The organism is Corallococcus interemptor (assembly GCF_003668875.1).
GTDB lineage: Bacteria > Myxococcota > Myxococcia > Myxococcales > Myxococcaceae > Corallococcus > Corallococcus interemptor.
Genome location: NZ_RAWM01000002.1, coordinates 161,707 through 186,933, shown reverse-complemented (window position 1 = coordinate 186,933; position 25,227 = coordinate 161,707). Strand labels below are relative to the sequence as shown.

Genomic DNA, 25,227 nt, shown 5'->3' with positions numbered 1-25,227 from the left:
CGCCACCGCCGGTGGCCCCGCCGCGCCCTCCCGCCGCGCCTCCGACGCCGCCCGCCGCCGCGGGGGGCCCGGCCCTCAGCCCGGAGCAGCTCACGGACCTGGAGTCGCGCTGCGCGAGGCTCGACCAGATGGACTACTTCGAGGTGCTCGGCCTGGAGCGCACCGCCGCGCCCGGTGACATCAAGAAGGCCTTCTACAAAGAGAGCCGCGTCTACCACCCGGACCGCTTCTTCCACCTGGAGTCCAAGGTCCTCAAGGACCAGGTGAACGAGCTCTACAAGCGCGTCACCGAGGCCTATTACGTCCTGCGCGACGACACCAAGCGCAAGAAGTACCTCACCGACATCGCCAGCCCGGACCGCGCGCAGAAGCTGCGCTTCACCGACGCCTCCGAGGCCGAAACCAAGGCCGCCGCGAAGAAGGAACAGGAAGAGCAGATCGGCACCCACCCCAAGGGCCGTCAGTTCTACGCGCAGGCCCAGAAGGACCTGGAGGCCGGCAACCCCTCCGCCGCGGAGCGCAACCTCAAGATGGCGCTCACCTACGAGCCCTCCAACGCCCGCTACAAGGAAGCCCTCGCGGACGCCCAGAAGCAGACCGCGGACAAGTCCAAGGGCGACTCCTCGTTCAAGATCCGCTAGCGGCCCCCAGGAGCCCACCCCATGGTCATCGACCTCATCCTCCTGGGCATGGTGCTGTTCTTCGGCATCCTCGGCGCCCTCTCCGGCGCCGCCCGCCAGGTGGCCAACTCCGTGGGGCTCGCGGCGGGCTACTTCGTCTCGCGCAAGCTCGCGCCCCTCGCCGGCCCCAAGCTGGCCGTCGCGCTGGGCTCACCGCTGCTCGTCGGGACGCTCTTCGGCACGGTGCTGCTCTTCGTCGTCACCTGGCTCACCGTGCGCTACGCCCTGGGCGCGCTGCTCCTGCGCTTCCTCTCCGGCAAGGACCCGGAGGAGCGCGGGCTGGACCGCACCCTGGGCTTCGTGCTCGGCGGCGGGAAGATGGCCGCGCTGTTCTGGGTGTGCCTGAGCGCGCTGACCTTCATGGAGCAGCACGTCGTCGTCGCCGGCAAGCGCCTGGGCGTGGCGCCCAAGGACTCCGTCGCCTTCGACATGTCCCGCCGCTTCAACCTCTTCGAGCTGACCCAGTTCGCCCCGCTTCAGGACCTGGTCCAGGTGGCCCAGGCCACGCACGACCCGGCGAAGGCGAAGAAGCTCCAGGAGGACCCGGCCTTCAAGGCGCTGCGCAAGGACCCGCGCTTCCAGCTCGCGCTGTCACACAAGGATTTGCAGGACGCGCTGGAGCGGGGCGACACGCAAGCGCTGTTGCGCAACGACGCCGTGCTCCAGCTCATCCAGGATCCACAGGCGGCGGCACGGCTGGGCGCCGCCGCCCGGGCTTCGGAAAAGCCAGCGCCCGCTAAGCGTTGAGCTCCACGTCGTCCAGCGCCGCGAGCCGCGCCTTCACGAACTCCGCGTCCACCGTCACGTGGCGGTGCTTGCGCTCCGGCGCCTCGAACATGATGTCCGACATCACGTGCTCCAGGATGGAGCGCAGGCCGCGAGCCCCCAGCCCGCGCGCGATGGAGTAGCGCACCACCTCCCGCAGGCCGCTCTCCGGGAACTCCAGCTCGATTTCATCCAGCGACAGCAGCTCCTTGAACTCGCGCGTGATCGCGTCCGGCGGCTCGGTGAGCACGCGCAGGAGGTCGGGCTCGCCCAGCCGCTCCAGTTGCACCATCACCGGCATGCGGCCCAAAAACTCCGCCATCATCCCGAAGTCCACCAGCTGCTTCGTGGAGATGCGCTTCTCCTTGCGCTTCGCCGCCAGCGCGTCCGAGCCGAAGCCCATGGCCCGGCCGCCCTCGTCGCCGTAGTCGTGCAGGTCGCTGAACGTGCCCGCGCAGATGAAGAGGATGTCGCGCGTGTCCACCTGCACGAAGTCGCTCTTGTTCCACGCCTGCGTGACGTTCATGGGCACGTGCACCTCGCGCCCTTCCAGCAGCTTCAAGAGCGACTGCTGCACGCCCTCACCGCCGATGTCGCGGCTGCCCGCGCCGTTGCGGGCGCCCTGGGTGCGGCGGGCGATCTTGTCCACCTCGTCGATGAAGATGATGCCCCGCTGGGTGTCCTCCACGGAGTGGTTCGCCTTGAAGAGCAGGTCGGACACCATCACCTCCACGTCCTTCCCGTAGTAGCCCGCCTCGGTGTACTCGGTGGCGTCCACGGTGGTGAACGGGACATGGAGGATCTCCGCCAGGTTCCGCGCGATGTGCGTCTTGCCGCTGCCCGTGGGGCCAATGAGCAGGATGTTGGACTTCTTGATGAGGGACTGCCGCCGCATCCGCCGTGCCTGGACGCGCTTGAGATGGTTGTGCGCGGCGATGGCCACCGCTCGCTTCGCGGCGTCCTGCCCGATGACGTAGCGATCCAGCCGTTCGAAGATCTCCCGCGGGGTCAGTGGCGCTGCCTCTTCCCTGCGTGCGGACGACTCCATGTACCCTCCCCTTCTCTCCACTCGGCCTCCCAGCGCTGCCTGGAAGGAAGGGTAGGAATTGGATGCTGACCGGCCCACCAGGGCCAGAGCCCGGAATGGGGCCCCTGCCCGCCTGCCTGCTCCTCGAACAGGCGGCTATTGAATGACCGGGACGTTTCCGATAGTCCGGCCCCCCTCCCCTGTTCATGGGAGTTTCCACCCCTCGCCACGCGCTCCACCGGAGGCACGAAACAACGATGGCCGCTCCCTCCCCTCAGCACCGCTGGACCCTGGCCGATGCCCATGAGCTGTACGGCATCCGCAACTGGGGCTCGCCCTACTTCGGCATCAACGACAAGGGCCACGTGTGCGTCCACCCGGACGGGCCCGCCGCTCCGAGCATGGACCTCAAGGAGCTGGTGGACGAGGTCCGCCGCCGGGGCATCGGTCTGCCGCTGCTCCTGCGTTTCACGGACGTGCTGCGCCACCGCGTGGTGCACCTGAACAACGCGTTCAAGAAGGCCATCGCGGATCAGGGCTACAAGGGCCTGTACCGGGGCGTGTACCCCATCAAGGTGAACCAGCACCGCTACGTGGTGGAGACCATCATCGAGGCGGGCAAGGAGCACACCTACGGCCTGGAGGCCGGCTCCAAGCCGGAGCTGCTCGCCGTCATGGCGCTGCTCGACAGCGAAGACGCCCTCGTCATCTGCAACGGCTACAAGGACGAGGAGTACATCGAGACGGCGCTCTTCTACTCGCGCCTGGGCCGCAACGTCATCCTGGTGGTGGAGAAGCCCAGCGAGCTGCCCCTCATCGCGGAGGTGGCGCGCCGCACCGGCATCACCCCCCGGCTGGGCATGCGCGTGAAGCTGTCCACGCGCGGCGCCGGCAAGTGGGAGGCGTCCGGGGGTGATCGCTCCAAGTTCGGCCTGTCCTCGTCGGAGCTGATGAACTGCATCGGCTTCATGAAGGACGCGGGCCTGCTGTCCTCCTTCGAGCTGCTTCACTTCCACCTGGGCAGCCAGATCTCCAACATCCGCAACGTGAAGAACGCGCTGCGCGAGGTGGGCTGCTTCTACGTGGAGGTGGCCCGCCAGGGCGCGCCCCTGAAGTACCTGGACGTGGGCGGCGGCCTGGGCGTGGACTACGACGGCTCCCAGACGAACTTCGCCTCCTCCATGAACTACACGACGGAGGAGTACGCCAACGACGTCGTCTTCGGCGTGATGGAGGCCTGCGACCGCGCGGGCGTGCCGCACCCCACCCTGGTCTCCGAGTCCGGCCGCGCCGTCGTCGCGCACCACGCCGTGCTGGTGGTGGACGTGCTGGGCACCAGCGAGTTCGACCCGTCCCAGACGCCGGACAAGGTGGATGAGAAGGCGCCCTCCGTGGTGCGCAACCTCTATTCGACGTTCCGCGAGGTGACGAACAAGAACGTCATCGAGGCCTTCCACGACGCGCAGGACGCCAAGGAGGAGAGCCTCCAGCTGTTCTCCCTGGGCCACCTGTCGCTGGAGCAGCGCGTGGCGGCGGAGAACCTCTACTGGGCCATCTGCCACAAGATCCTGCGCGTGGCGCGCGAGGCCGGGGAGATTCCGGAGGAGCTGGAGGCGCTGGAGAAGCAGCTGTCGGACACGTACTTCTGCAACTTCTCCGTGTTCCAGTCGCTGCCGGACTCGTGGGCCATTGATCAGCTCTTCCCCATGATGCCCATCCACCGCCTGGCGGAGAAGCCGACCCGCCGCGCGACGCTCGCGGACATCACCTGCGACTCGGACGGGAAGATCGAGCACTTCATCGACAAGCGCGAGGTGAAGGACGCGCTGGAGCTGCACGCGCTCAACAGCGACGACTACTACCTGGGCATCTTCCTGGTCGGCGCGTACCAGGAGATTTTGGGCGACCTGCACAACCTCTTCGGGGACACGCACACGGTGCAGGTGTCGCTGGCGCCGGGCGGCGGCTACCTGATTGATCACGTCGTCGCCGGGGACACGGTGACGGAGGTCCTCAACTACGTGAGCTACAACAAGGACGACCTCGTCGCGAAGCTGCGCAAGTTCACGGAGCTGGCGCTGCGCCAGGGGCGCATCACCCTGGACGAGTCGCGCAACCTGCTGCGCGTCTACGAGGACGGCCTGTCCGGCTACACGTACCTGGAGCGCGAGGTGGACGCGACGTTCACCTCCGCCAGCCAGCTGCGCCTCCTGCCCGGGCCGGAGAACGGGGCGCGCAACCCCGTCTCCCCGTCCGGGACCTAAGAAGCCTCAAGCCTCCGTCGGGACCGGTGCCTGTTCGCCGGTCTCGACGGACGCGTCGCTGAACGCCGCATCCGTCGCGCGCAGCCGCAGGGTCTGGAGCGTCTCCAGCTGCCCGTCGGCGCGCTCGGCGAGGAAGCCGAAGTCGAACCGCGCCAGGCGCGGATCCTTCGCCGCGATCCGCTCCAGGCTCCGCCACAGGGACACGCGCCCGTGGGAGCCCACGCACAGGCCCTCCAGCTCCACCAGCCGGCTCAGGGGCGAGTAGCGCAGGAGCGAGCCGTTGAGCTTCAGCCGCGAGATCTTCTCCGTCAGCCACGCGCCGCCCATCTTCAGCGGATCCACGCGGACCTCCAGCGCGGCCATGACGGTGCGCAGCGTGGCGCGGTCCTGCTCCAGCAGGGGAATCATCGTGGACAGGTACTGGCCCACCGGGTTGCTGCGGTTCTCGCGCTCGGTCCGCTTCGCGAGGTCCACGCCCACCGTGGAGCCCAGCAGATGGTCGTTGAGATAGATGCCCAGTCGCTTCACGTTCATGCCGCGTGCCCCTCCCAGGAACTTCACGAGGGTGGACACGCGGGCCGCTTGCTGCACGAAGTCAGCGGGGCTCGGAGGGCAGGCGGCCAACCGAGCCCCTTCACGGCAGCCTCAGTCCGGATAACCGAACGACGTCGTGACCTTCACGTCCGGGTGGAGGCTGCGCGCCACGGGACACTCGTGGGCGATCTTCTCCAGCGTGGTGCGCTGCTCCTTGGTGAGGCCGGAGGGCATCAGGATGGACAGCACCAGCTCGCCAATCTTGCGCGGCGGCGGGGTCATCCGCTTCTCCACCGTCGCGGTCACCTCACCCAGGGTGATGCCCTCCTTGCCGGCCATCAGGTGCATGGTCGTCACGACACAGGACGCCAGCGCCGTGGCCACCAGGTCCGTGGGGGAGAAGCTGCCGCCGGTGCCGCCGTTGTCCTTCGGCGCCTCCGTGGGCAGCGTCGCGCCGGACGGGCCGTGCGTGACCTTGGTCTTCAGCTGGGGGGCACTCACCAGGGACATCACCACACCGGTCGCGGGCTGCTGACTCATCACCGTCTCCTTGGGCTGGGGAAAAAACCGCGCGCTACCGGACGAAGGCGTCGTGGGACTTCGCGTCCTCTTCGGTGGAGGGCTCGGCGTCCTCGACGCTCCAGTCCAGCGTCTTCATCAGGGACTTGCTGCGCTTCTTGACGTCCGCGTCCAGGAACTTCACCGCGTCGGCCATCTTGTCCATCAGGCGCATGGGCTTGCGCTTGTTCTTGGGCTCGCTGAACAGCGCGTGCGTGAGCCAGGGGAACACCGCCGTCACGTCGCAGTGCACGTACATGGAGCCCGTCTCCACGGCCTCCACGGACACCTTGCCCCAGGTGTGGCCCTCACCGGCCGGGCAGCTGGACAGCGCGCCGTTGTCCACCGGGTCCACGCAGAACTGCACGTCGATGTCGAAGCCCGACGTGGGGACGTTCAGAATCTGGTCGAGCAGCGGCTCGCCCTGGAGCGTGTAGTTCTTGGGCACGCCGCCGCCCAGGATCCAGATGGCCAGCTTCCCGCTGCCGTTGTGGCGGCAGTAGTGCTGCATGGCGGCCATGGAATAGACGTCGTCGTTGATGTCGAGCTCGAACTTGAACTCGTCCCCCAGCAGGCGCTTGAGCTTCACGACGTTGAGGAAGATGGAGCCGTCCTGCACCGCGCCCACCCAGATGGGCACGCCGTGCTTGTAGCAGGTGGACAAGAGCGACGGCTGCTTCACGCCCAGCTGCTTCTCGATGCCGTGGATGGCCTTGCCCAGGAGGTAGTGGAACTCCGGGGTGGTCATCTTCTTCTGGAACTGCGGCTGCCGGAGGATGGCGGAGAAGAGGCGGTCGGTGTCGAGCAGCGCCTCCTCCCAGAAGCCCAGGTCGTAGATGCGGATGATGCGCGCCAGGCGGTACTGGAGGTCGCCCGCGTTGGGGTTCACCTCGCGGATGCCGTGGCCGATGATGCGGTGGGCGTCGTGGTAGAGGTTCGCGCCCGTGGTGGTGATGGCGGAGATGATGCCCTTCTCCACCAGGGGGATGAGGCAGGACTGGTGCAGGCCCGCGGGCGTCATGGCGCCGGACAGCGTGAGGAAGATGGACGCGTCCTGCTGCACGGACTGCTGCATCAGCTCGAACGCGGTGCGCTCCTGCCGGCCCACGTAGGCGCTGAACGCGTGCGCGAGCAGCTCCGCGGGCTTCTCCTTGCCGGTGATGGGGCGCGGATCCGCCTTGCGCGCGTTCGCGTAGGCGGCGCGAAGGGAGGACTTCTTCGGGGTCGGGGTCTTGGCCATGGCGCGGCGATCTAACACCGCCCGCCTGCCAAGGGGAGGCCCGCCTTCAACCCCGCCCCCGCCAGAAGGGCCGCCACCGGACAGGAACAAACCGCCCGTCGTGCGGATTCACACAGGGCCCGCTCTTCCGGCCCCTTCCCATGGGGACATGGCGTAAGAGTGCCCGCCTCGCCGCCCTCCGGAGGGTCTTCAAGCCGTGATCGACCTGCATTCGCACACCACCGCCAGTGACGGCCAGTACCCGCCCTCGGAGCTGGTGGCGCGCGCCGCCGCCTCGGGCGTCACCGTCCTGGCCGTGACGGACCACGACACGGTGGCGGGGATCCAGGAGGCGAAGGCCGCCGCCGCCACGCATGGCGTCGAGCTGGTGCCCGGCATCGAGCTGTCCGCCTTCGTCTACGGCAAGGAGGCCCACATCCTGGGCCACTTCCTGCGTCCCGAGGACCCGGAGCTCGCGCGCTTCGCGGACCGGCTGCGGGACGAGCGCACCCGGCGCATGGAGGCCATGGTGGCGCGCCTGCGCGAGCTGGGCTTCCCGGTGCGCATGGAGCAGGTGCGCAAGGTGGCCGGGAACGCGCAGCTGGGGCGCCCCCACCTGGCGCGGGTGCTGGTGGACCAGGGCTGGTGCCTGGACGTGAAGGCCGCGTTCGACCGCTTCCTGGGCACGGGCCGCGCGGCGTGGGTGGAGCGCTTCAAGCTGGACGGCGCGGAGGCCATCCGGCTCATCCGTGACGCGGGCGGCACCGCGACGCTGGCCCACCCCGGCTCCTCCAAGATGGAGCGCCCGGAGATTCAAGCGCTGGCGAAGGCGGGCCTGTCCGGCCTGGAGGTGCTGAGCGTGGACCACAACCCCACCGTGCGGCAGAAGTACCTGGCGCTCGCGGCGGAGTGCGACCTGGTGCCCACCTTCGGCAGCGACTTCCACGGCGAGGCGGTGGCGCCCGACCACCGCCTGGGCGTCGCGGCCATGCCCCCGGAGCTGTTCCAGAAGCTGCGCGCCCGCGCGCCGTCGTCCCGGGCGGCCTGAGCTTCAGGGCTTCAGGGCTTCAGGGCCGGGGCTGCTGGGCCTTGAAGCGGCTGGTGACGGCGGTGAGCCCTTCGGCCACGGCCTGGAGGTCCTGGGCGATGCGCGTGGTGCGGCCGGTGGCGTCCACGCCCTGCTTCACCAGGTCCGCCACGTTGCGCGCCCCCTGCACGGCCTGCTCGCTGGACTGACGCTGCTGGCGGGTGGCGATGGTGATCTGCCGCGCCGCCTCGCTGGTGCCGCGCGCCAGCTCCACGATGCGCAGGAAGACGGAGGAGGCCTGCTCCGCCACCTCCACGCCCCGGTCGCTCGTGGCCATGCCCACGCGGGCCTTGGACGCGGCCTCCTCGCCGGAGTCCTGCACCTTCTCCACGATGCGGGCGATGTCGCGCGCGGACACGGACACGTTCTCCGCCAGCTTGCGCATCTCCGCCGCCACCAGGGAGAAGCCCCGGCCCACGTCGCCCGCCTTGGTGCCCTCCAGGGCCGCGTTGAGCGCCAGCAGGTCGCTGCGCTCCGCCACCTGGTTGATGACCTGGGCGATTTTCGAGACCTGCTGCAGGTCCTTGTTCAGTCCGACGATGGCGTCCGCCACGCCCTTGGACTCCGTGCGGATGTCGTTGATGCCGCCCACCACCTGGGCCACCACCGCCATGGCCTCCGCGACGGCGTCATGGGTGCGCCGCGCGCTGGACTCCACCACCTCCGTGGACGAGGAGATCTGCTCGGCGGTGCGGGACAGCTCCTCGAACGTGGCGGCGATCTGCTGGGCGTACGCGGCCTGCTGGCTGATGACGTGCTCCTGGTCCGCGGAGGCGCCCATGAGGCCGCGCGACGCGCTGGACAGCTGCTCCGTGCGCGTGACGAGCTCCATCACCGTGGTTCGCAGCGTGCCCAGCATCTCGTTGAAGGAGGTGGCCATCTGCCGGACCTCCCCTGCGGCGGACACGTCCAGCTCGCTCCGGAACACGTCGCCCCGGGCCACCTCGCGCGCCACCTGGGTGACGCGCGACACGGGGTCCGCGATGGCGCGGCTGATGATGACCGCCAGGCCCAGGCCCAGCACCGCGGCCACCAGGTAGCCCATGAGCGAATAGCCCTCGGTCGCCGCCATCGCGGCCTTCACCTCGTCGGTGCCGAAGCCCGCGGCGTACTCACGGCCGTCGCTCTCGCAGCGCACGACGACCCGGTGCGTCTGCCGCGCCACCGTGCAAGCGCCCGCCGGGGGCTTGGGCGGCAGGGTGACGTCGTCCGGGACGCGGCCGCGCACCACCACCGTGCCGTCCGCGCGGGTCAGCTGCTGGAAGTTCAGCGTGAAGCCGCCGGACTCCACCTGGGCGAAGACCTCGTCGCGGTGGGCCCGGGCGTCCGGCGCCGTGTCCGGCAGCGCGAGCGAGGGGTGGCGCACCACCAGCGTCCCCAGCGTCACGGCCCGGCCGGCCAGGACCTCCAGGCCGGCCGCCTGCTGCCGCGCGGGGAAGTACACCCCGCTGAAGAACACCACCGCGAGGCACGGAAGCAGCACCGCGATCGCCACCTGCATCCGCAAGGTCAGCCGGCCCCACATGTCGACGACTCCCCAGGCGATGAGCGCTGAAAGGACAGCCCGCTGACGGTAGGCGTGTGCTCCCCACACCGTCAAACCGGCCCGGCCGGCTGATCCACGGGCCATCCAGGGCAGGCGTCCGGTTTCGGCCGTCTTCTCAAGGGGTTGGCGTGCCCGGCGCGGGGGGATTTCCCTTTGACACGACGCCAGCGGTGTCGCTAGGTTCCGCGCCCGATGACTACACCCCTCGCCCCGTACCTGCCTCTGGCGGTGGTGCTCCTGCTGGCCGGTGTCATGGGGATGATCATCCCCCAGGTCACCACCCGGCTGGGCCCCAAGCGTCCGAGCAGCACCAAGTCGGCCCCCTTCGAAGCAGGCTCCGAGTCGAGCGGTCCCGCTCGCCAGCGCTTCGCCGTGAAGTTCTACGTCATCGCGCTGCTCTTCATCGTGTTCGACGTGGAAGCGGTGTTCCTGTACCCCTGGGCGGTGAACTTCCAGGCGCTCGGCTGGTTCGGCTATGTGGAGATGCTGGTTTTCGCGTCGACCCTGGTCGTGGGCCTTATCTATGTCTGGAAGAAGGGCGCTCTCGACTGGGAGAGCTGAGACAACGACATGGCTGACACCGACATCGCGCCGATCATGACCACCCGCCGGGACGAAGCCATGGGCTTCTTCCAGAAGCTGGTGTCCAAGGGCCTGGGCTGGGCCCGCAAGTACTCGCTGTTCACCTACCCGTACGCCACCGCGTGCTGCGGCATGGAGTACATGTCCGTGGCCGCCAGCCGCCACGACATCTCGCGCTTCGGCGCGGAGTTCCCGCGCTTCTCGCCGCGCCAGGCGGACCTGCTGATGGTGGTGGGCACCATCAACCTGAAGCAGGCCCCCATCCTCAAGCGCGTCTACGAGCAGATGACCGAGCCCAAGTGGGTCGTGTCGTTCGGCGTGTGCGCGTCCTCCGGCGGCTTCTACGACAACTACGCGGTGCTCCAGGGCATCGACCGCATCATCCCGGTGGACGTCTACATCCCCGGCTGCCCGCCGCGTCCGGAGCAGGTGCTGGACGGCCTGATGCTGCTCCAGGACAAGATCGGCAACCAGGTGCACCGGCTGCGTGACCCTGGCCAGCCCAACGAGACCGCGGCGCACCACGACCGCATGCTCGCCGCCGGCAAGTAGTCGCAAGCCCCACGGCTTCACCCCACGGGCCCCGCGCCGCCTCTTGAAGAGGCCGGTGACGGGGCCCGAGGCGTTCCTGCCGCCTACCAGCGGTGGTACGCGGGGTGGCCTTCCTTCACCGCGACGAAGGTGCCCCGGCAGGTGGCCGTCACCTTGCCGTTCTCCCCGGTGAGCGTGCCCTCCACGACGACGCGGTCGCCTTCAATGGACACGGGCTTCGCGGACAGGTGCACGGGGCCCATGGGCGTGGGGCGCTTGAGCACGATGGCGTAGTCCGCGGTGACGGTGCACGGCGGGGTGGACGCGCCCTGCGCCTTCATCAGGTGGTAGGCGGCCGTCCAGTTGCAGTGGCAGTCCAGCAGCGCGCCGATGATGCCGCCGTTGAGCACGCCCGGGAACGCCTGGTGGTGCTCCTCCGGCGTCCAGTCCGCGACGACGAGGTCACCCTCCACGCGGCTGCGGATGCGCAGCCCCTTGGGGTTGGCCGGGCCACACCCGAAGCAGGCGTTGTGGGGGGCGTACGTTTCCTGGAGTCCGCGGGTCGTTTCGGTCGTCGACATGGCCGGCGACTCTACGTGAGGCGGACTCCGGTGCGCGCTCCCTCACGTCGTCCAGCCAGTCCGCCAGCGCCAGCGCGTCCGGCCCTGCACAGTCGCCCATGCAGGTGCGGCGCACGCTGCCGTCCGCCTGGGGCCGGTCCACCACCCAGCGCTGGCCGTCGAAGGCGCCGGTGTCCTTCTCGCGAAGCACGGCGGTGCCCGCCTCGTCGCCCATCTCCACCACGCCGTCCGGGCGCAGGCGGTACGCGTCGAAGGTGCGCGGCGCGCCGGGCCAGTGGCCGGGGTCGAACACCTCCGGGCTCACGTGCGTGTAGCCCGTCTCCGCGTACAGCGGCGCCAGCGGGCGCGCCTCTCCCCTCAGCAGCGGCGCGAGCGACGCCCCGTCCGACTCCGGCAGCAGCGACAGGCCGGACAGCTCCAGCAGCGTGGGGCCCACGTCCACCAGCCGCGCCAGCGCGTCCACCTGGCCGGGCCCCGCGCCGCGGCCACCGGGCAGCTTCACCGCGAGCAGGATGCGGTTCTCCTCGTCGCCCAGCCGCGCGCCGTGCACGGACGTCGCGCCCGCCAGGTCCGGCCGGTCCGCGTGGAAGCTCTCGCCGTGGTCGGACATCAGCACGATGAGCGCGTCGTCGTAGCGCCCGGAGGCCCGGAGCGCGTCCAGCAGCGTCCCCACCTGCGCGTCCGCCTGCGCGAGCAGTTCGTCATAGAGCCCCTCCGCGCCCTCGCGGTTCCACGCGCCCTTCGCGCCCGGCGCCACCGGGGCGAAGTGCATGCGCAGCCGGCGCTCCAGCGGTTCGGAGGCGGACACGTAGCGGCGATAGAACGGGTACACCGGGTCGCCGGGGAAGTGCGCCGCCGTGGCGTGGAAGGCGAAGAGCAGCGGCCCCTCCCCTGCTTGCGCCACCAGGCCGTCCGACAGCCGCCGGGCATAGCCCATGGGGTCATGGATGCCGGCCAGCGCGCGGTTGTCGATGAACTCGGGCACCCACGCGGCGCCCACCGGGTTGTCCGCGAAGAGGCCCAGCGCCCGGTAGCGCAGCTTCTCCAGCGCGAAGTTGATGGCCCCGCGCGGAGGCTGCCAGCGCGTGGCGAAGCCGGAGGCCGGCCCCTCGAAGTGGAAGCGCGAGCAGTCCGTGGCGAACACCGTGTTCCACCCGGCCTCCGCGAAGCGCTGCGCGAAGGTGGGCGCCAGCACCAGGCGCGCATCCGGCGTCAGCGGGTAGCGCACGCCCGTGCGGTACGGCCAGCGCGCGGTGAGCAGCGAGCGCCACGCGGGCTCCGTCTGCGCCACCGGCGTGTAGGCCCGGGTGAAGAGCGTGGCGTCCTGGAGGAAGCGCTCGACGTGGGGCGCGACGCCGTGCCCCGAGTCGCCCAGCCGGTCCGGCCGGAACGCGTCGATGCCGATGAGCACCACCAGCGGCTGCCTCACGGAAGGCGCCACGCGGCGCACCGTCACCGCCACCGCCAGCACCACGACGACGCCCGCCACCACCGCCCCCGCGACGCGCTCCGCCCGCCGGGCCTCGGGGTCACCAGAGGCCACGAGCCGCCGCAGCGCCTGGACGGCGCGCACCGCCAGCACGGACAGATGGACGGCCACCCACGCCCCGGCCGCCGCTCGCGCCTGCCACGGCTCGCCGTGATCCACCAGCCACGCCAGCGCCGGCCGCGCCGCCGGCAGGTCGTCGAAGAGGGCGGGCCGCGCCAGGGCCCGGTCCCAGGCCCAGAACCCCAGCAGCACCCCCCAGTGCGGCACCATCAGCGCCAGCGCCACCCACCCGCCCCGCCGCGTCCAGGCGGAGGCCAGCACCGTCGCGGCGAGCGCCAGCAGGCCACCCGCCACCATGTAGACGCTGGCCACGCGCAGGATGACGCCCGGCAGGAGCGGCCGGACCGCCGCCGCCAGCGCCGCGTAGGGGCCATCCAGCGGGATGTCCACGCCCACCACGCCCGCCTTGAGCAGCCAGACCGTCTCGGCGGCGAAGAGCAGCAGCCCCAGCAGGGCACCGAGGGCCAGGCGCCCCGAAGCGGCGCGGAGGAAGGAGGCGACGGACCGCACGGACATGCCTCCAGCGTCTACCCTGTCAGGCTGTTTCCGCGCCAACTCTGTGTTCCACCGGGCTTTCCGGGAGCGCCCGACGTGCGTTGCGCACACTGTCGGTGCAAGATGGCGCCCTCGCGGTTCCTGACCGATGCATCCCTCGGCCCGGGGGGGCCCACGTCCATGCCATCCAGCGCCACGCCCAGCGACACCCTGCAGGAGTCCGTGCGGCGCGCGCTCGACATGGAGCGCCAATCCAATGGACGGCACCTGGCCTGGGTCCGGCTGGGCGCGGTGGGCGTGCTCTTCTCCATGGCGGTGTACCTGGGCCGCGTGCGCGAGCTGCACGACTGGGACGTCTACCTGGCGCCCTTCACGCTCTACCTCGTGTGCACCACCATCGTGGCCGTGGCGGTGACGGCCTCCGCGCGCATCGCCCGCCAGGCGTCGCTGTCCGTCGCGTTCGTGGACGTGCCCGCCGTCTACTGGCTGCAGCACCTGGCGCTCCCGGTGTCACCGTCCCCGGGCGGCGTGGCCGGCTTCACGCTGGGCATCTTCGCCGCGCTGGTGCTGCTGTCCGCGCTGAGCCTCCGGCGGCCCGTCACCCTGATTGTCACGGTCATCGCCATCCTCGCGGAGGTGAGGCTCCAGCAGGAGGCCGGCATCGGCGCGGGGGCCCAGGTGGCCGGCGCGGTGATGCTGGCCATGACAGCCGCGGGCGCCTCCCGGCTCCTGACGCGCATCCGCCTGCTGTCCGCCGCCGTCACCCAGGAGGAGCTCCAGCGCGCCCGGCTGGGCCGCTACTTCTCCCCCGCCGTCGCCGAGCGCCTCCAGGACCGCGACTCCCCCGTCGCGGAGCTGCGCGAGGTGTCCGTCCTCTTCGCGGACGTGCGCGACTTCACCGCCCTGAGCGAACGGCTGCCGCCCGAGCAGGTGGTCACCATCCTCAACGAGTACTACGGCCGCATGGTGGAGGTGGTGTTCCGCCACGGCGGGACGCTCGACAAGTTCATCGGGGACGCACTCATGGTGTACTTCGGCGCCCCGCTGCCGGACGCCCACCACGCCCGGAGCGCCACCCGGTGCGCGCTGGACATGGTGCGGGAGCTGGAGGCCGTCAACGCCGAGCGGGCCGCCCGGGGCGAGGCCGGCCTTCGCATGGGGGTGGGCGTCCACTCCGGGCCCGTCGTCCTGGGCAACATCGGGTCTCCGTTCCGGCGCCTGGAGTACACGGCCATTGGCGACACCGTGAACCTGGCCAACCGCATCGAGCGGCTGACCAAGGGCTTCGGGGTGCCGGTGCTCGTCTCCCAGGCGACCCGGGAGCGTGCGGGAGACGCCTTCCGCTGGGCCCCCGCCCCCACCGCGCTCGTCCCCGGCAAGAGCCAGCCGGTCGTGACCTTCGTCCCCGAGCCCTCCGAGCCCGCCCCGGTGCTGGGCCCGGACGTGGCGGCCTGAGCCGGCAACCCCTTGTGCCCAGGCAGGCAGGGGGTGGATCGCGACGCGGGCTACTGGACCGCCTAAGTGGCCTACACGGCTGAGGGTTTACGTTGACGCCCCCCGCGAACGGTCCTTATAAAGCCGCGGTTTCCTCTGTCGTAGATCGAGGCCCCCCTTGAGCATTTTCGCGTTGGACCGGGTCGCCGCCCAGTTCCCCGAGGCGGTCGCGGAGCGCTATGTCGACCGCGCTGGTGGAGCCTGGGCCGTCATTCATGCCGAGTGGCTGCCGAAGGTCGCCACCTTCCTGAAGATGGACCCCGAGCTGGACTTCAAGCTGTTCGGCTCCGCGGACGCCGTGGATCGCCTGCACCTGGCGGAGAGTGATCCGCGCTTCGAGGTCGTCTACTTCCTCTATTCGCTCAAGCGGAAGGAGCACGTGCGCCTGAAGGTGCGCGTGACCGAGACCCGCCCGGAGCTGCCCTCCCTCACGCCGCTGTACCGCGGCGCCAACTGGTGGGAGCGGCTGGTGTTCGACTTCTACGGGATCCGCTTCACGGACCACCCGGACCTGCGCCGCATCCTCCTGTACGAGGAGTTCCAGGGCCACCCCCTGCGCAAGGACTACGCGCTGCGCGACCGCCAGCCGCTGATCCCCGAGCGCCCCATCAAGGACATCTTCCGCGGCCCCGGCACCAGCGGCATCGCCTGATCGAGACCTCACCATGGCCGACAGCCACAACACCGACACGCAGAAGCCTCACAACCCCGACACCGATGGGTTCGCCCACGAGGAGTCGGAGCTGGAGTCGCACTTCCAGACGAAGAACATGGTCATCAACATGGGCCCCTCCCACCCGGCCACGCACGGCACCGTGCGGCTGAAGGTGGAGCTCGAGGGTGAGACCATCGTCAAGGTCGACCCGGAGATCGGCTTCCTCCACCGCGGCTTCCAGAAGAGCTGCGAGAACGTCACCTGGACGCAGTGCCTGCCGTACACGGACCGGCTCAACTACCTGTCCGCGATGATGAACAACTTCGGGTTCCTCAACGCCGTGGAGAAGCTCATCGGCCTGGAGATCCCGGAGCGCGCCCAGTACATCCGCGTCATCGGCAGTGAGCTGCACCGGCTCACCGACCACCTGACGTGCGTGGGCGCCACCGGCCTGGAGATGGGCGGCTTCGCGCCGTTCCTCTACGGCATGGAGGCCCGCGAGCTCATCCAGGACCGCGTCACGGAGCTCACCGGCGCGCGCCTCACCACCAGCTTCGGCCGCGTGGGTGGCATGAACCGCGACCTGCCGGAAGGCTGGTCGGAGAAGGTCAAGAAGACGCTGGACCGCACCGAGGAGCTGCTCGCGGAGATGGACGGGCTGCTCACGCGCAACCGCATCTTCGTGGACCGCACCAAGGGCACCGGCGTCATCAGCGCCGAGGACGCCATCGACTACGGGTGGACGGGCCCCGCGCTGCGCGCCTGCGGCGTGGACCACGACCTGCGCCGGGTGCAGCCGTACTGGGTCTACGACCGCTTCGACTTCGAGGTCGTGGTGGGCCAGCACGGCGACAACTACGACCGCTACCTCGTGCGCCTGGAGGAGATGCGGCAGTCCATCAAGATCATCCGCCAGGCCCTCGACACCATCCCCGCGGGCCCCATCATCGTGGACGACTGGCGCATCGCGCTGCCGCCCAAGCCCGAGGTGTACGGCACCATCGAAGGCGTGATGGCCCACTTCAAGCTGGTGATGGAGGGCATCCAGGTTCCGCCCGGTGAAATCTACGACGCGACGGAAGCGTCCAACGGCGAGCTGGGCTGGTACCTGGTGAGCGACGGCCGCGGCCGTCCGTACAAGGTCCACGTGCGTGCCCCGGGCTTCCCGGTGCTGTCGGCGCTGCCGCACATCATCCAGGGCAAGATGATCGCGGACCTCGTTCCCACCTTTGACACCATCAACATGATCGGCGGCGAGGTCGAGCAGTGAGCGACAACGACACGAAGAAGCCCACCGGTGACGCGCAGACGCCCCCCAAGGGCGCGCCCACCGACACGCCCGCGGCCAAGGTCGGCCCGGAGCCGTCCAACCCGCCCGCCGGCGCGAAGCTGGACTCGCCGCCCGCGGCGCACAGCGGCCCCACCGGCACGCCTCCGCCCAAGCCGGCGGCGCCCGCCGGCGGCCCTCCGCCCAAGCCGCAGCCCAAGAACCCGGGCTTCGTGACGGCGGTCATCGACGGCAAGGAAGTCGTGGTGAAGCCGGGGACCAACATGATCGAGGCGGCCAAGACGGTCGGCTCGGAGATCCCCTACTACTGCTACCACCCGCGCCTCTCCATCGCGGCCAACTGCCGCATCTGCCTCATCGAGGCCTCCAACGCGCCCAAGCTCGTCCCCGCGTGCCAGACGCCCATGGCCGAGGGTCAGGTCATCAAGACCACGACCCCCAAGGTCAAGGAGCAGCAGCGCGCGGTGATGGAGTTCCTGCTGCTGAACCACCCGGTCGACTGCTCCATCTGCGACCAGGCCGGTGAGTGCAAGCTGCAGGACTACTACATGAAGTACGACTACAAGCCCTCGCGGCTGGAGGGCACCAAGGCCCTCAAGCACAAGCGCAAGGTGCTGGGGCCCCGCGTCGTGCTGGACCAGGAGCGCTGCATCATCTGCACGCGCTGCGTCCGCTTCATGAATGAAATCCCGAAGGAGCCGCAGCTGGGCGTCTTCGGCCGTGGCAGCCACGAGCGCATCGACGTCTTCCCGGGCAACGAGCTGGACAGCAACTACTCGCTGAACACCGTGGACGTGTGCCCGGTGGGCGCGCTCTTGTCGCGCGACTTCCGCTTCAAGGCCCGCTCCTGGTTCCTGTCCGCCACGCCGTCCGTCTGCACGGGCTGCTCGCGCGGCTGCAACATCTCCGCGGACTGGATGTCCCAGGACACCTACCGCTACCGCCCGCGTGAGAACGAGGCCATCAACAAGAGCTGGATGTGCGACCAGGGCCGCCTGTCGTACAAGGACCTGAACGTGGGCCGCGTGCTGTCCGCCCGCGTGGGCCGCGGCCTGCAGGCCGCCGGCACGGTGCAGCCGGTCCTCACGCGCAAGGACGCCGTCGCCGGCGCCCTCAAGGCGCTCAAGCCGCTGGCGGGCTCCAAGCAGCTGGCCGTGCTGGCCTCGCCGCTCGCGTCCAACGAGGACCTGCTCGCGGGCCTGACGTTCGCCAAGAAGGTGCTGGGCGTGACGTCCGTGTTCGCCGGTGGCCGGCCGCAGGGCAAGGCGGACCACTACCTGATGACGGCGGACAAGAACCCCAACCGCCAGGGCCTGGCGCTCATCGCCAAGGGCCTGGGGCTGTCACTCAAGGGCTTCGACGAGCTCACCCCCGCCATCAAGGCCGGCCAGGTGAAGGCGCTCTACGCGCTGGGCACGGAGGTCCCCACGGACGCGGCCGCGTTCGCGGAGGTCGCCGCGTCGCTGGAGGTGTTCGTCGCCCAGGCGCAGAACGAGTCCCCCGTGACGGCGCAGGCCACGGTGCTGCTGCCGGCTTCGGCGCACATCGAGGACGAGGGCACGTTCACGCAAGCGGACGGCATCACCCAGCGCTTCCGCAAGGCGTACCCCTCCAAGGGGGACGCGGTGCCGCACTGGAAGTGGGCCACGGAGCTGACGCGCGAGCTGGGCGGCGAGGCCGCCGCGGCGTCCGCGCGTGACGTGTGGCGCGCGCTCTCGGGCCAGGTGTCCGAGTTCGCCGAGTTCAACTGGGACAAGGCCTCTCCGCCGGACCGGGAGAAGCCGGGCATCAATCCGCTGCCGTCGGGAGCCGACGGCCGTCCGCCGGGCTACCGCGAGTTCGGCGCGCCGCGCGTGAGGGGCATCTGACCATGAGCCGCATCCTGAACATGCTGTTCGCCATGGCCTTCATCGTCTTCGCCGTCGCCGGCGGAGTGGCCTCGGCGTATCTGGTGGGCTACCTGGCGGAGGAGTACCTCTTCGAGGGCGCCAGCCGCCTGACGAACATCATCTTCCTGATTCTCGTCTTCGTGATGATCACCGCGACGCTGCTGACGCTCGCGGAGCGCAAGTGGTCCGCGTTCATGCAGGACCGCGTGGGTCCCAACCGCGCGCGCCTGTCCGCCATCCCGGGCCTGGGCAACCGCTCCCTGGGCGGCATCCCGCACATCATCACCGACGTGCTGAAGATGCTGACCAAGGAGGACTTCGTCCCCGGTCAGGCCAACCGCTTCCTGTTCAACCTGGGCCCCATCCTCGCCTTCGCCCCGGTGTTCGCGCTGTTCGCGGTGGTGCCCGCCGGCCCCACGGTGAACGTGTTCGGCAAGACGGTGGACATGGTGGTCGCCACGCCGGACTTCGGCATGCTGTACCTGCTGGCCATCGCGTCGCTCGCCGTCTACGGCACGTCGCTGGCCGGCTGGTCCTCCAACAACAAGTTCGCGCTCTTGGGCGGCGTGCGCGCCTCCGCGCAGATGATCAGCTACGAGGTGGCGCTGGGCCTGTCGCTCGTGGGCCTGTTCCTGGCGTTCTCCTCCGTGCAGCTGCCCGTGCTGGTGGGTGACGTGGGCAACGCGCTCGTGTCCGGCACCGGCCAGGCGAAGTACCTGTGGCGCACGGACGGCGGCTTCGACCTGGGCCTGCCGGCGTGGGGCATCTTCATCCAGCCCCTGGGCTTCATCGCCTTCTTCGTGGCGTCCTTCGCGGAGACCAAGCGCGCCCCGTTCGACGCTCCGGAAGGCGAGTCCGAAATCATCGGCTACTTCGTGGAGTACTCCGGCATGAAGTTCGGCATGTTCATGATCTCCGAGTTCGTGGAGGTCGTGGTGCTGGCCGGCGTGACGACGTCGCTCTTCTTCGGCGGTCACCACCTGCCCTTCGGCGGCGAGTGGCTGGCGGCGCAGCCCTTCTTCCAGGAGCACGGCTGGGTGTACGGCACGCTCTTGGGCACGGTGTTCTGGATCAAGGTCATCCTGCTCATCTGGGTGCAGCTGGTGATCCGCTGGACCTTCCCGCGCTTCCGTTACGATCAGATCCAGAACCTGGGCTGGAAGATCCTCCTGCCCGCGGGCCTGGCCAACGTGTTCATCAGCGGCGCGCTGGTGCTGTGGGATCCGTCCCTCCGCGCGCTGGGCGTGGTGGGCCTCCTGGAGATCGGCTTCGTGGTCGCCCTGACGATGACCGCGGGCACGAAGCCGGCGCACGCGCACGACGCCGCGCATGGCCACGGGCACGACGCGCATGGCCACGGACACGATGCGCACGGTCTGTCGGCGCACGCGGACCCCCACTCCCATTCCCCGGCGGGCGCGCACTAGCGCGGTCCGGAAGCGAGACAAGTCACCATGGCGTTCAATGCCTCCCAGGATCCGCGCACGGACCTCCGCGAGCGGATGTACATCCCGGAGCTGCTGCGCGGTCTGGCCATCACGACCAAGCACTTCTTCCGCAACATGTTCGGCACGCGCGACCCCAACCCCCAGGTGGTGGACCGCACGGGCACGAGCCTGATGACCACGGTGGAGTACCCGGAAGAGAAGCCCATCTATCCGGAGGGCTACCGCGGTCTGCACCGGCTGGTCCCGCGCGACGACGGCAAGCCGCGCTGCGTGGCCTGCTACATGTGCGCGACCATCTGCCCGGCGCAGTGCATCTACATCGAGGCGGGTGAGTACGAGCGCGAGGGCACCGACAGCGAGTCGGCGGTCATCGAGAAGTACCCCACCCAGTTCGTCATCGACGAGCTGCGCTGCATCGTGTGCGGCCTGTGCGTGGAGGCGTGCCCCAAGGACGCCATCCGCATGGACACGTACATGCACACGCCGTCCGAGTACAACCGGCAGAACTTCGTCTACGACATCCCGAAGCTGCTCAAGGGCCCGCCGGTGTCGCACCCGTCCGACCCGTGGAACAAGCGCGACAGCTCCAAGGAGCCGGCCCACGTCCACAAGGAGGCGCACACGCGCATCGGCGAGGGACACGAGGGCCACGACGCCCACGGCCACGCGAAGCAGCTGGGCGCGGGCCACGGCCACGCCAAGGCGGGCGCCGGGCACGCGGTGGTGACGCAGCAGGGTCCCATCCAGGTGACGAAGTTCATCAAGTAGTCCGCTGTTTCGTCCTGCGACGGGCGGGGCTCCACCTCCGCCCTCCGCACGCATCCCGGCCCGCCTCCTTCCCGCCGCTTCCGGGGAAGGGCGGGCCGGAGCCTTTTCCGGGGGCATGTGGTGATGCTGCACCTCTTCAATGCGCATGGTGCCGGCCTGGCACGGGGAGCCCCGCCGTGAAGCGCTACCGGATGTCGGTGTGCAAGGGCTCCAGCTGCCGCGCGGGCGGCTCGGACGCGGTGCACGTGGCCGCGCGTGAGGCGCTGGCGGACAAGGGCCTGCAGGCGCGCTGCGAGCTGTACCGCGGCGGCTGCTACGGCTTCTGCCACATGGGGCCCAACGTGGTGGTGCGCGAGGACACGGGCCGCAAGCGAGACCCGCTGTCACCGGAGGACTACCAGCTCATGGGGTGGCCCGGAGAGGTGTACTACTCCGACATGACGGCGGAGAAGATGCGCCGCGTGGTGGCCGAGCACATCCAGGACGACGTGCCGGTGCGTGAGCTCTTCGGCCAGCCGGACTCCGGCGACGACGACTGACATGCTTCGCGCCTCCCCTGCCCTGCTGGGCCTGCTGCTGCTCGGCGCGTGTTCGCGGCCCGTGGCTCCGGCGTCCCCGAAGGTGCTCGGGGCGCATGCGGACGCGGACAGCCCCCGCGTCGTGGGCGCGGCGCTCGTGCGGGACGGCGGTTCGCGTGAGGAGCTGCTGCGGCGCCATCCCCGCGTCGAACCCGATGCCGCGCTGAAGGCCACCCTGACGGACCTCCTCGCGGACGGCGGGCAGCACCTGCGCTGGAGCGCCGCGCCCGTCGAGGACCTCGCGTGTGACAACGGCGGCGTGCGCTTCCGCATCCAGGTGCGCACGCCGCCCGCGTGCCGGGAGCGCACGTGTCCCGTGCTCGCCTTCTACACGACGGGCTGCCCCCGGCCGGGCTACCACTGGCGCCCGGAGTTCTTCCTGCGCGCGGGCTTCATCTACGCGGAGCCCGCGGTGCGGGGCACCGCCTGCTCGGAGGACTGGGCCCGCGCGGACAACGGCCCCCTGCGCGTGGAGGCGGCCACGGACCTGGAGGCCGCCAGCCGCTGCCTGCGCCAGCGCTTCACCCGTGAGGGCGTGGTCCCCAAGCTGGGCATCCTCGGGTGGAGCTACGGAGGCAACCAGACGCTGGTGGGCATGACGCGCTTCGCGGGCAGCTACGACGCGGGCTTCGCGCTCGCGGCCAAGACGGACCTGGGCTCGTTCCTCGCGCAGCAGACGCCGGAGGTGCGACGCGCGCGGGCCGACGAGTACGGAGACCCGGAGCGGGACGCGGAGCGGCTTCGCGCCATCTCACCCGTGACGTGGGTGGACCGGGTGAATGCCCCCATCGCCGTGATGCTGGGCGCGAGGGACCCCAAGGTGTCGCTGTCGGACGCGCACGTCTTCGTGCGCAAGCTCCAGGCCCGGGGCCAGGACGCGACGCTGATGATCATCCCCGAGCACGCGCACCTCACGGAGCGCCCGGAGGAGATCGCGTTCGAGCACGCCCACCTCCTCCAGTTCTTCACCTCGCGCTTCGCCCTGCCCCTGCGCGTCGACACGCGCCCCTGAACTAGCGGGAGTCCGTGCTGCGCCGGCCCCAGCGGATGACGCCGTCCCAGTCCGCGGGCGGCGGCGTCTGGATGAGGCTCTGGCAACGCTGGACGTAGACGCGGGCCACCGGGTCGCCGTGCTCCACGGTGCAGCGGCGGAACAGCTCCTGGGCCAGGATGAACTCGCGGCCGTAGTAGGCGGTGAGGGCCTTCTCGTAGAGGGCCATGCCCGCCTGCTTCTCCTGGGAGAACTCGCCCCGCCGGCCCAGCAGCTCGTGCACGCGCACGGGCTGGGGCTTGTCGCGCAGGAGCACGCGGTCCACCTCGCGGAAGACGTAGGCGTCGCTGGCGAGCTGCGCGGTGGTCTGCCCCACCAGCACCTGGGTGCCGTACTGCTTGTTGGCCGCCTCCAGCCGCCCGGCCATGCTCACCGCGTCGCCCATGACGGTGTAGTGGGACTTGAGCTCGCTGCCCATGTCGCCCACCAGCAGGTCGCCCGTGTCGATGCCGGCTCTCACCGACAGCCGGTGGCCGAACTGCTTCTCCCAGAGGGGCTGCTTCTGCGCGAGCGCCGCCTGGAGCTTCAGCGCGGCTTCACAGGCCAGGTGCGCGTGGCGGTCCGTGCGCACGGGCGCGCCCCAGAAGGCCATCACCGAGTCGCCCATGTACTTGTCCACCTGCCCCACCGTGGCGCGCACCACGGCGGTCATCTCCGTGAGGAAGGTGTTGAGCAGCGGCACCAGCTGCTCGGGCGGCAGCGCTTCGGACAGGCGCGTGAAGCCCTCGATGTCGCAGAGGTACACGGTCATCTGCCGGCGCTCCGGCTTCATCAGGCTCACGTCGCGCGCCACCAGCCGCGCCACCTCCGGGCTCACGTAGCGGCCCAGCGCGCTGTGGACGAACTCGCGCACGTCCTGTTCGGTGCGGAAGGCGTAGAGCGTCGTCACCAGGAACGCGAGCCCGCCGGACCACAGCGGCCCCGCCACGGCGATCCACAGCTTGTCGTGGACGAAGACGTACCCCGCCGCGCCCACGTAGCCCGCCCCGGCCGCCACGGCCACGCAGACGAAGAGGAACGCGCCGCCCACGGAGCGCAGCAGCCAGCTGCAGGACAGCGCCAGGAACGCGCCAATGAACGCGAGCGCCATGGTGGCGAGCATGTCCACCTTGGGCGGCGCGCGGGTGATGCCGTCCGACGCGAGGATGTTGGCGAGCGCCTGGCCCAGCACGGCGCCGTTGGCGATGCCCGGGCCAATGGGCGTCACCCGCCGCTCCGGGGCGTAGCTGCTGGTGTTGGTGAGGATGACGGCGCGGCCGTCCAGGTCGTGGTCGAAGCGGGCGGGCCGCGCCTCCTGCGAGTCGAAGAGGTTGAGCAGCACGTTCCACGCGCGGATGGAGCGGGCCAGCGGGCCGCGAGCGCCCCGGGTGGCGGACGGGGCCTCCCAGCGCAGGAGCGTGTAGCCGGACGCGTCCATGGGCACGGAGTACTTGTCGCCGATGTAGAGCCGCCCGTCCGCGTACCGCAGCTTCTGCGTACCCGCGAGCCGCATGGCGGCGGCCAGGGGCAGCGAGGGCAGGATGTAGCGCTCGCCGCCGCGCGGGCTGTACGCGACGAGGTGGGGCACGCCGCGCACCACGCCGTCGGTGTCCGCGGGCAGCGTGGTGGCGCCGTAGCCGCTGGCCGGGCTGAGCAGCGGCGTCACCGGATGTTGGAGCTGGCGGACCTCCAGCAGCTTCTCTGGATCCAACCCCTGCACCTGCACGGAGGCCAGGGCGAGGAACAGGTCCGACGGGGCGACGCGGAAGGCGTCATCCGCGGCGCGGCGCTCCTGGATGGCCGCGGCGGCGGCGCCCAGCTGGTCGCCCAGGCTGCGGCCCTCGCCCTCGTCCGCGACGCCGGCCCAGACCTCCAGGGCCTTGCCGGCGGGGATGACGAACGCGGGGCGCTGGAGGGCGAGGACGGACTGCGCGCGGGCGCGGGCCTCGGTGATGCCGGGGTAGCTGCCCAGGCGGACCCGGTAGGGCCACAGGCGGCCGGTGGGGGGCAGCGTGCGGGTGCCCTCGGCGCCCCAGCGGAAGGCGAGCACGGAGTGGCCGGGGTCCTGGTCCAGGAGGGCCCGGAGCGCGTCGTCGTCCTGGGACAGGGCGCCGCGGCCCGAGCGCGTGGGGGTGACGCAGGCGCGGGGGCTGAGCTCCGGGTAGGCGAAGTCCAGCATCACCACGGAGGCGCCCTCCTCCACCAGCCGGTGGACCATGCCGCCCATCACCTGGCGCGGCCACGGGTACGCGGCGATGTCCGCGCGGGGGCCCTGCTGGGCCTCGGCGAGCGTGTCGTCGTCGATGGAGACGAGCACGACGCGGTCGGAGCGCTCGGAGACCTCCCCCAGCTGGCGGATGCGCCAGTCGTAGAAGGCGCGCTCGCCGCCGTCGAGCGCGTGGGAGATGGCGTCGATGAAGCCGGAGGGCGACAGCAGGGGGGCGGGCGTGTCGTCCGGCCGCGAGGGACGGGTGACGCGCTGGGAGACGAGCAGGCCCAGCAGGCAGCCGAACAGGGCCGCCATGACGAGCGAGAAGCCGAGCCGGTGGAGGAAGCGGCGGCCGGAGGAGTGGATGCGGAGGCGTTGCACGAGCGGCGTGCAGGATACCTCGACAGGGCCTCGCGCCCACCTGCAACACGCGGGGTATGGTTGGCCGCC

The 25,227-nt window shown here is 70.4% G+C and carries 22 protein-coding genes; 14 read left to right on the top strand and 8 right to left on the bottom strand.

Going from position 1 to position 25,227, the window contains the following annotated elements; all coding sequences use genetic code 11:
* The coding region (locus D7X96_RS01595; RefSeq protein ID WP_244219410.1) for a J domain-containing protein at nt 1–641 on the top strand (641 nt) is incomplete at its 5' end.
* Between the two features lie 21 nt (nt 642–662).
* Complete coding sequence (locus D7X96_RS01590) at nt 663–1,427, top strand: CvpA family protein (RefSeq protein WP_121768789.1); 765 nt, start codon at nt 663–665, stop codon at nt 1,425–1,427.
* On the opposite strand, the gene clpX is transcribed toward D7X96_RS01590, so the two are convergent.
* Entirely contained in the window at nt 1,417–2,493 is a 1,077-nt protein-coding gene (clpX, locus tag D7X96_RS01585) for an ATP-dependent Clp protease ATP-binding subunit ClpX (protein ID WP_120552551.1), read from the bottom strand. The two genes, D7X96_RS01590 and clpX, sit on opposite strands and share 11 nt — an antisense overlap.
* Before the next feature lie 236 nt (nt 2,494–2,729).
* On the opposite strand from clpX, the gene speA reads away from it, so the two are divergent.
* A complete protein-coding gene (gene speA, locus D7X96_RS01580; RefSeq protein ID WP_121768788.1) occupies nt 2,730–4,736 on the top strand; it encodes a biosynthetic arginine decarboxylase in 2,007 nt (668 codons plus the stop codon).
* A 6-nt stretch (nt 4,737–4,742) separates the two neighbouring features.
* On the opposite strand, the gene D7X96_RS01575 is transcribed toward speA, so the two are convergent.
* The 3 genes from D7X96_RS01575 to D7X96_RS01565 all read right to left on the bottom strand — a co-directional run bounded on the left by D7X96_RS01575 (nt 4,743) and on the right by D7X96_RS01565 (nt 7,068).
* The gene (locus tag D7X96_RS01575) at nt 4,743–5,270 is read right to left on the bottom strand and encodes a hypothetical protein (protein WP_120552554.1); all 528 of its coding nucleotides are present in this window, start codon (nt 5,268–5,270) and stop codon (nt 4,743–4,745) included.
* A 111-nt stretch (nt 5,271–5,381) separates the two neighbouring features.
* Nucleotides 5,382–5,810: an OsmC family protein gene (locus tag D7X96_RS01570; RefSeq protein WP_120552549.1), complete on the bottom strand. Its 429-nt coding sequence runs from the start codon at nt 5,808–5,810 to the stop codon at nt 5,382–5,384.
* Between the two features lie 34 nt (nt 5,811–5,844).
* On the bottom strand, nt 5,845–7,068 hold the full coding sequence (locus D7X96_RS01565; RefSeq protein ID WP_120552548.1) for a deoxyhypusine synthase family protein: 1,224 nt from the start codon (nt 7,066–7,068) through the stop codon (nt 5,845–5,847).
* 196 nt (nt 7,069–7,264) lie between these two features.
* Here D7X96_RS01565 and D7X96_RS01560 point away from each other — a divergent pair, with 196 nt between their 5' ends.
* A complete protein-coding gene (locus D7X96_RS01560) occupies nt 7,265–8,095 on the top strand; it encodes a PHP domain-containing protein (RefSeq protein WP_120552547.1) in 831 nt (276 codons plus the stop codon).
* 19 nt (nt 8,096–8,114) lie between these two features.
* On the opposite strand, the gene D7X96_RS01555 is transcribed toward D7X96_RS01560, so the two are convergent.
* Entirely contained in the window at nt 8,115–9,659 is a 1,545-nt protein-coding gene (locus D7X96_RS01555; RefSeq protein WP_120552546.1) for a methyl-accepting chemotaxis protein, read from the bottom strand.
* 213 nt (nt 9,660–9,872) lie between these two features.
* Here D7X96_RS01555 and D7X96_RS01550 point away from each other — a divergent pair, with 213 nt between their 5' ends.
* Both D7X96_RS01550 and D7X96_RS01545 read left to right on the top strand, forming a co-directional pair.
* Nucleotides 9,873–10,241, top strand: coding sequence for an NADH-quinone oxidoreductase subunit A (locus D7X96_RS01550; protein ID WP_120552545.1), 369 nt, complete (start codon nt 9,873–9,875; stop codon nt 10,239–10,241).
* A gap of 9 nt (nt 10,242–10,250) precedes the next feature.
* The gene (locus D7X96_RS01545; RefSeq protein ID WP_120552544.1) at nt 10,251–10,814 is read left to right on the top strand and encodes an NADH-quinone oxidoreductase subunit B; all 564 of its coding nucleotides are present in this window, start codon (nt 10,251–10,253) and stop codon (nt 10,812–10,814) included.
* Between the two features lie 83 nt (nt 10,815–10,897).
* On the opposite strand, the gene D7X96_RS01540 is transcribed toward D7X96_RS01545, so the two are convergent.
* Nucleotides 10,898–11,266 (bottom strand): PaaI family thioesterase, encoded by a 369-nt coding sequence (locus D7X96_RS01540; RefSeq protein ID WP_199747283.1) that lies wholly within the window; start codon nt 11,264–11,266, stop codon nt 10,898–10,900.
* Nucleotides 11,256–13,439 (bottom strand): sulfatase-like hydrolase/transferase, encoded by a 2,184-nt coding sequence (locus D7X96_RS01535; protein WP_121768787.1) that lies wholly within the window; start codon nt 13,437–13,439, stop codon nt 11,256–11,258. The genes D7X96_RS01540 and D7X96_RS01535 overlap by 11 nt, the downstream gene beginning before the upstream one ends.
* Nucleotides 13,440–13,598: 159 nt before the next feature.
* Here D7X96_RS01535 and D7X96_RS01530 point away from each other — a divergent pair, with 159 nt between their 5' ends.
* The 8 genes from D7X96_RS01530 to D7X96_RS01495 all read left to right on the top strand — a co-directional run bounded on the left by D7X96_RS01530 (nt 13,599) and on the right by D7X96_RS01495 (nt 22,550).
* A complete protein-coding gene (locus D7X96_RS01530) occupies nt 13,599–14,873 on the top strand; it encodes an adenylate/guanylate cyclase domain-containing protein (protein WP_120549983.1) in 1,275 nt (424 codons plus the stop codon).
* Nucleotides 14,874–15,045: 172 nt separating this feature from the next.
* A complete protein-coding gene (locus D7X96_RS01525; protein WP_120549976.1) occupies nt 15,046–15,564 on the top strand; it encodes an NADH-quinone oxidoreductase subunit C in 519 nt (172 codons plus the stop codon).
* 13 nt (nt 15,565–15,577) lie between these two features.
* Nucleotides 15,578–16,837 carry an NADH dehydrogenase (quinone) subunit D gene (gene nuoD, locus D7X96_RS01520; RefSeq protein WP_121768786.1) on the top strand — a complete coding sequence of 420 codons (1,260 nt, stop codon included), beginning with the start codon at nt 15,578–15,580 and terminating at the stop codon, nt 16,835–16,837.
* Complete coding sequence (locus D7X96_RS01515; RefSeq protein WP_120549974.1) at nt 16,834–18,723, top strand: NADH-quinone oxidoreductase subunit G; 1,890 nt, start codon at nt 16,834–16,836, stop codon at nt 18,721–18,723. The genes nuoD and D7X96_RS01515 overlap by 4 nt, the downstream gene beginning before the upstream one ends.
* A gap of 2 nt (nt 18,724–18,725) precedes the next feature.
* Complete coding sequence (locus D7X96_RS01510; RefSeq protein WP_121768785.1) at nt 18,726–20,171, top strand: complex I subunit 1/NuoH family protein; 1,446 nt, start codon at nt 18,726–18,728, stop codon at nt 20,169–20,171.
* A gap of 27 nt (nt 20,172–20,198) precedes the next feature.
* Nucleotides 20,199–20,960, top strand: a complete 762-nt coding sequence (locus tag D7X96_RS01505) for a NuoI/complex I 23 kDa subunit family protein (RefSeq protein WP_120549972.1) — start codon at nt 20,199–20,201, stop codon at nt 20,958–20,960.
* Nucleotides 20,961–21,136: 176 nt separating this feature from the next.
* Nucleotides 21,137–21,499, top strand: a complete 363-nt coding sequence (locus D7X96_RS01500) for a (2Fe-2S) ferredoxin domain-containing protein (protein ID WP_121768784.1) — start codon at nt 21,137–21,139, stop codon at nt 21,497–21,499.
* Nucleotide 21,500: 1 nt separating this feature from the next.
* Entirely contained in the window at nt 21,501–22,550 is a 1,050-nt protein-coding gene (locus tag D7X96_RS01495; protein WP_121768783.1) for an alpha/beta hydrolase family protein, read from the top strand.
* A gap of 1 nt (nt 22,551) precedes the next feature.
* Here D7X96_RS01495 and D7X96_RS01490 read toward each other — a convergent pair whose 3' ends face one another.
* Nucleotides 22,552–25,158 (bottom strand): adenylate/guanylate cyclase domain-containing protein, encoded by a 2,607-nt coding sequence (locus D7X96_RS01490; RefSeq protein ID WP_306449484.1) that lies wholly within the window; start codon nt 25,156–25,158, stop codon nt 22,552–22,554.
* Between the last annotated feature and the right edge of the window lie 69 nt (nt 25,159–25,227).

Excerpts from the sequence above, each read along its gene's own strand:
- D7X96_RS01590 (WP_121768789.1), top strand. The coding sequence starts at position 663 with ATGGTCATCGACCTCATCCTCCTGGGCATGGTGCTGTTCTTCGGCATC.
- clpX (WP_120552551.1), bottom strand. The coding sequence starts at position 2,493 with ATGGAGTCGTCCGCACGCAGGGAAGAGGCAGCGCCACTGACCCCGCGG.
- speA (WP_121768788.1), top strand. The coding sequence starts at position 2,730 with ATGGCCGCTCCCTCCCCTCAGCACCGCTGGACCCTGGCCGATGCCCAT.
- D7X96_RS01575 (WP_120552554.1), bottom strand. The coding sequence starts at position 5,270 with ATGAACGTGAAGCGACTGGGCATCTATCTCAACGACCATCTGCTGGGC.
- D7X96_RS01570 (WP_120552549.1), bottom strand. The coding sequence starts at position 5,810 with ATGAGTCAGCAGCCCGCGACCGGTGTGGTGATGTCCCTGGTGAGTGCC.
- D7X96_RS01565 (WP_120552548.1), bottom strand. The coding sequence starts at position 7,068 with ATGGCCAAGACCCCGACCCCGAAGAAGTCCTCCCTTCGCGCCGCCTAC.
- D7X96_RS01555 (WP_120552546.1), bottom strand. The coding sequence starts at position 9,659 with ATGTGGGGCCGGCTGACCTTGCGGATGCAGGTGGCGATCGCGGTGCTG.
- D7X96_RS01550 (WP_120552545.1), top strand. The coding sequence starts at position 9,873 with ATGACTACACCCCTCGCCCCGTACCTGCCTCTGGCGGTGGTGCTCCTG.
- D7X96_RS01545 (WP_120552544.1), top strand. The coding sequence starts at position 10,251 with ATGGCTGACACCGACATCGCGCCGATCATGACCACCCGCCGGGACGAA.
- D7X96_RS01535 (WP_121768787.1), bottom strand. The coding sequence starts at position 13,439 with ATGTCCGTGCGGTCCGTCGCCTCCTTCCTCCGCGCCGCTTCGGGGCGC.
- D7X96_RS01530 (WP_120549983.1), top strand. The coding sequence starts at position 13,599 with ATGCCATCCAGCGCCACGCCCAGCGACACCCTGCAGGAGTCCGTGCGG.
- nuoD (WP_121768786.1), top strand. The coding sequence starts at position 15,578 with ATGGCCGACAGCCACAACACCGACACGCAGAAGCCTCACAACCCCGAC.
- D7X96_RS01510 (WP_121768785.1), top strand. The coding sequence starts at position 18,726 with ATGAGCCGCATCCTGAACATGCTGTTCGCCATGGCCTTCATCGTCTTC.
- D7X96_RS01505 (WP_120549972.1), top strand. The coding sequence starts at position 20,199 with ATGGCGTTCAATGCCTCCCAGGATCCGCGCACGGACCTCCGCGAGCGG.
- D7X96_RS01495 (WP_121768783.1), top strand. The coding sequence starts at position 21,501 with ATGCTTCGCGCCTCCCCTGCCCTGCTGGGCCTGCTGCTGCTCGGCGCG.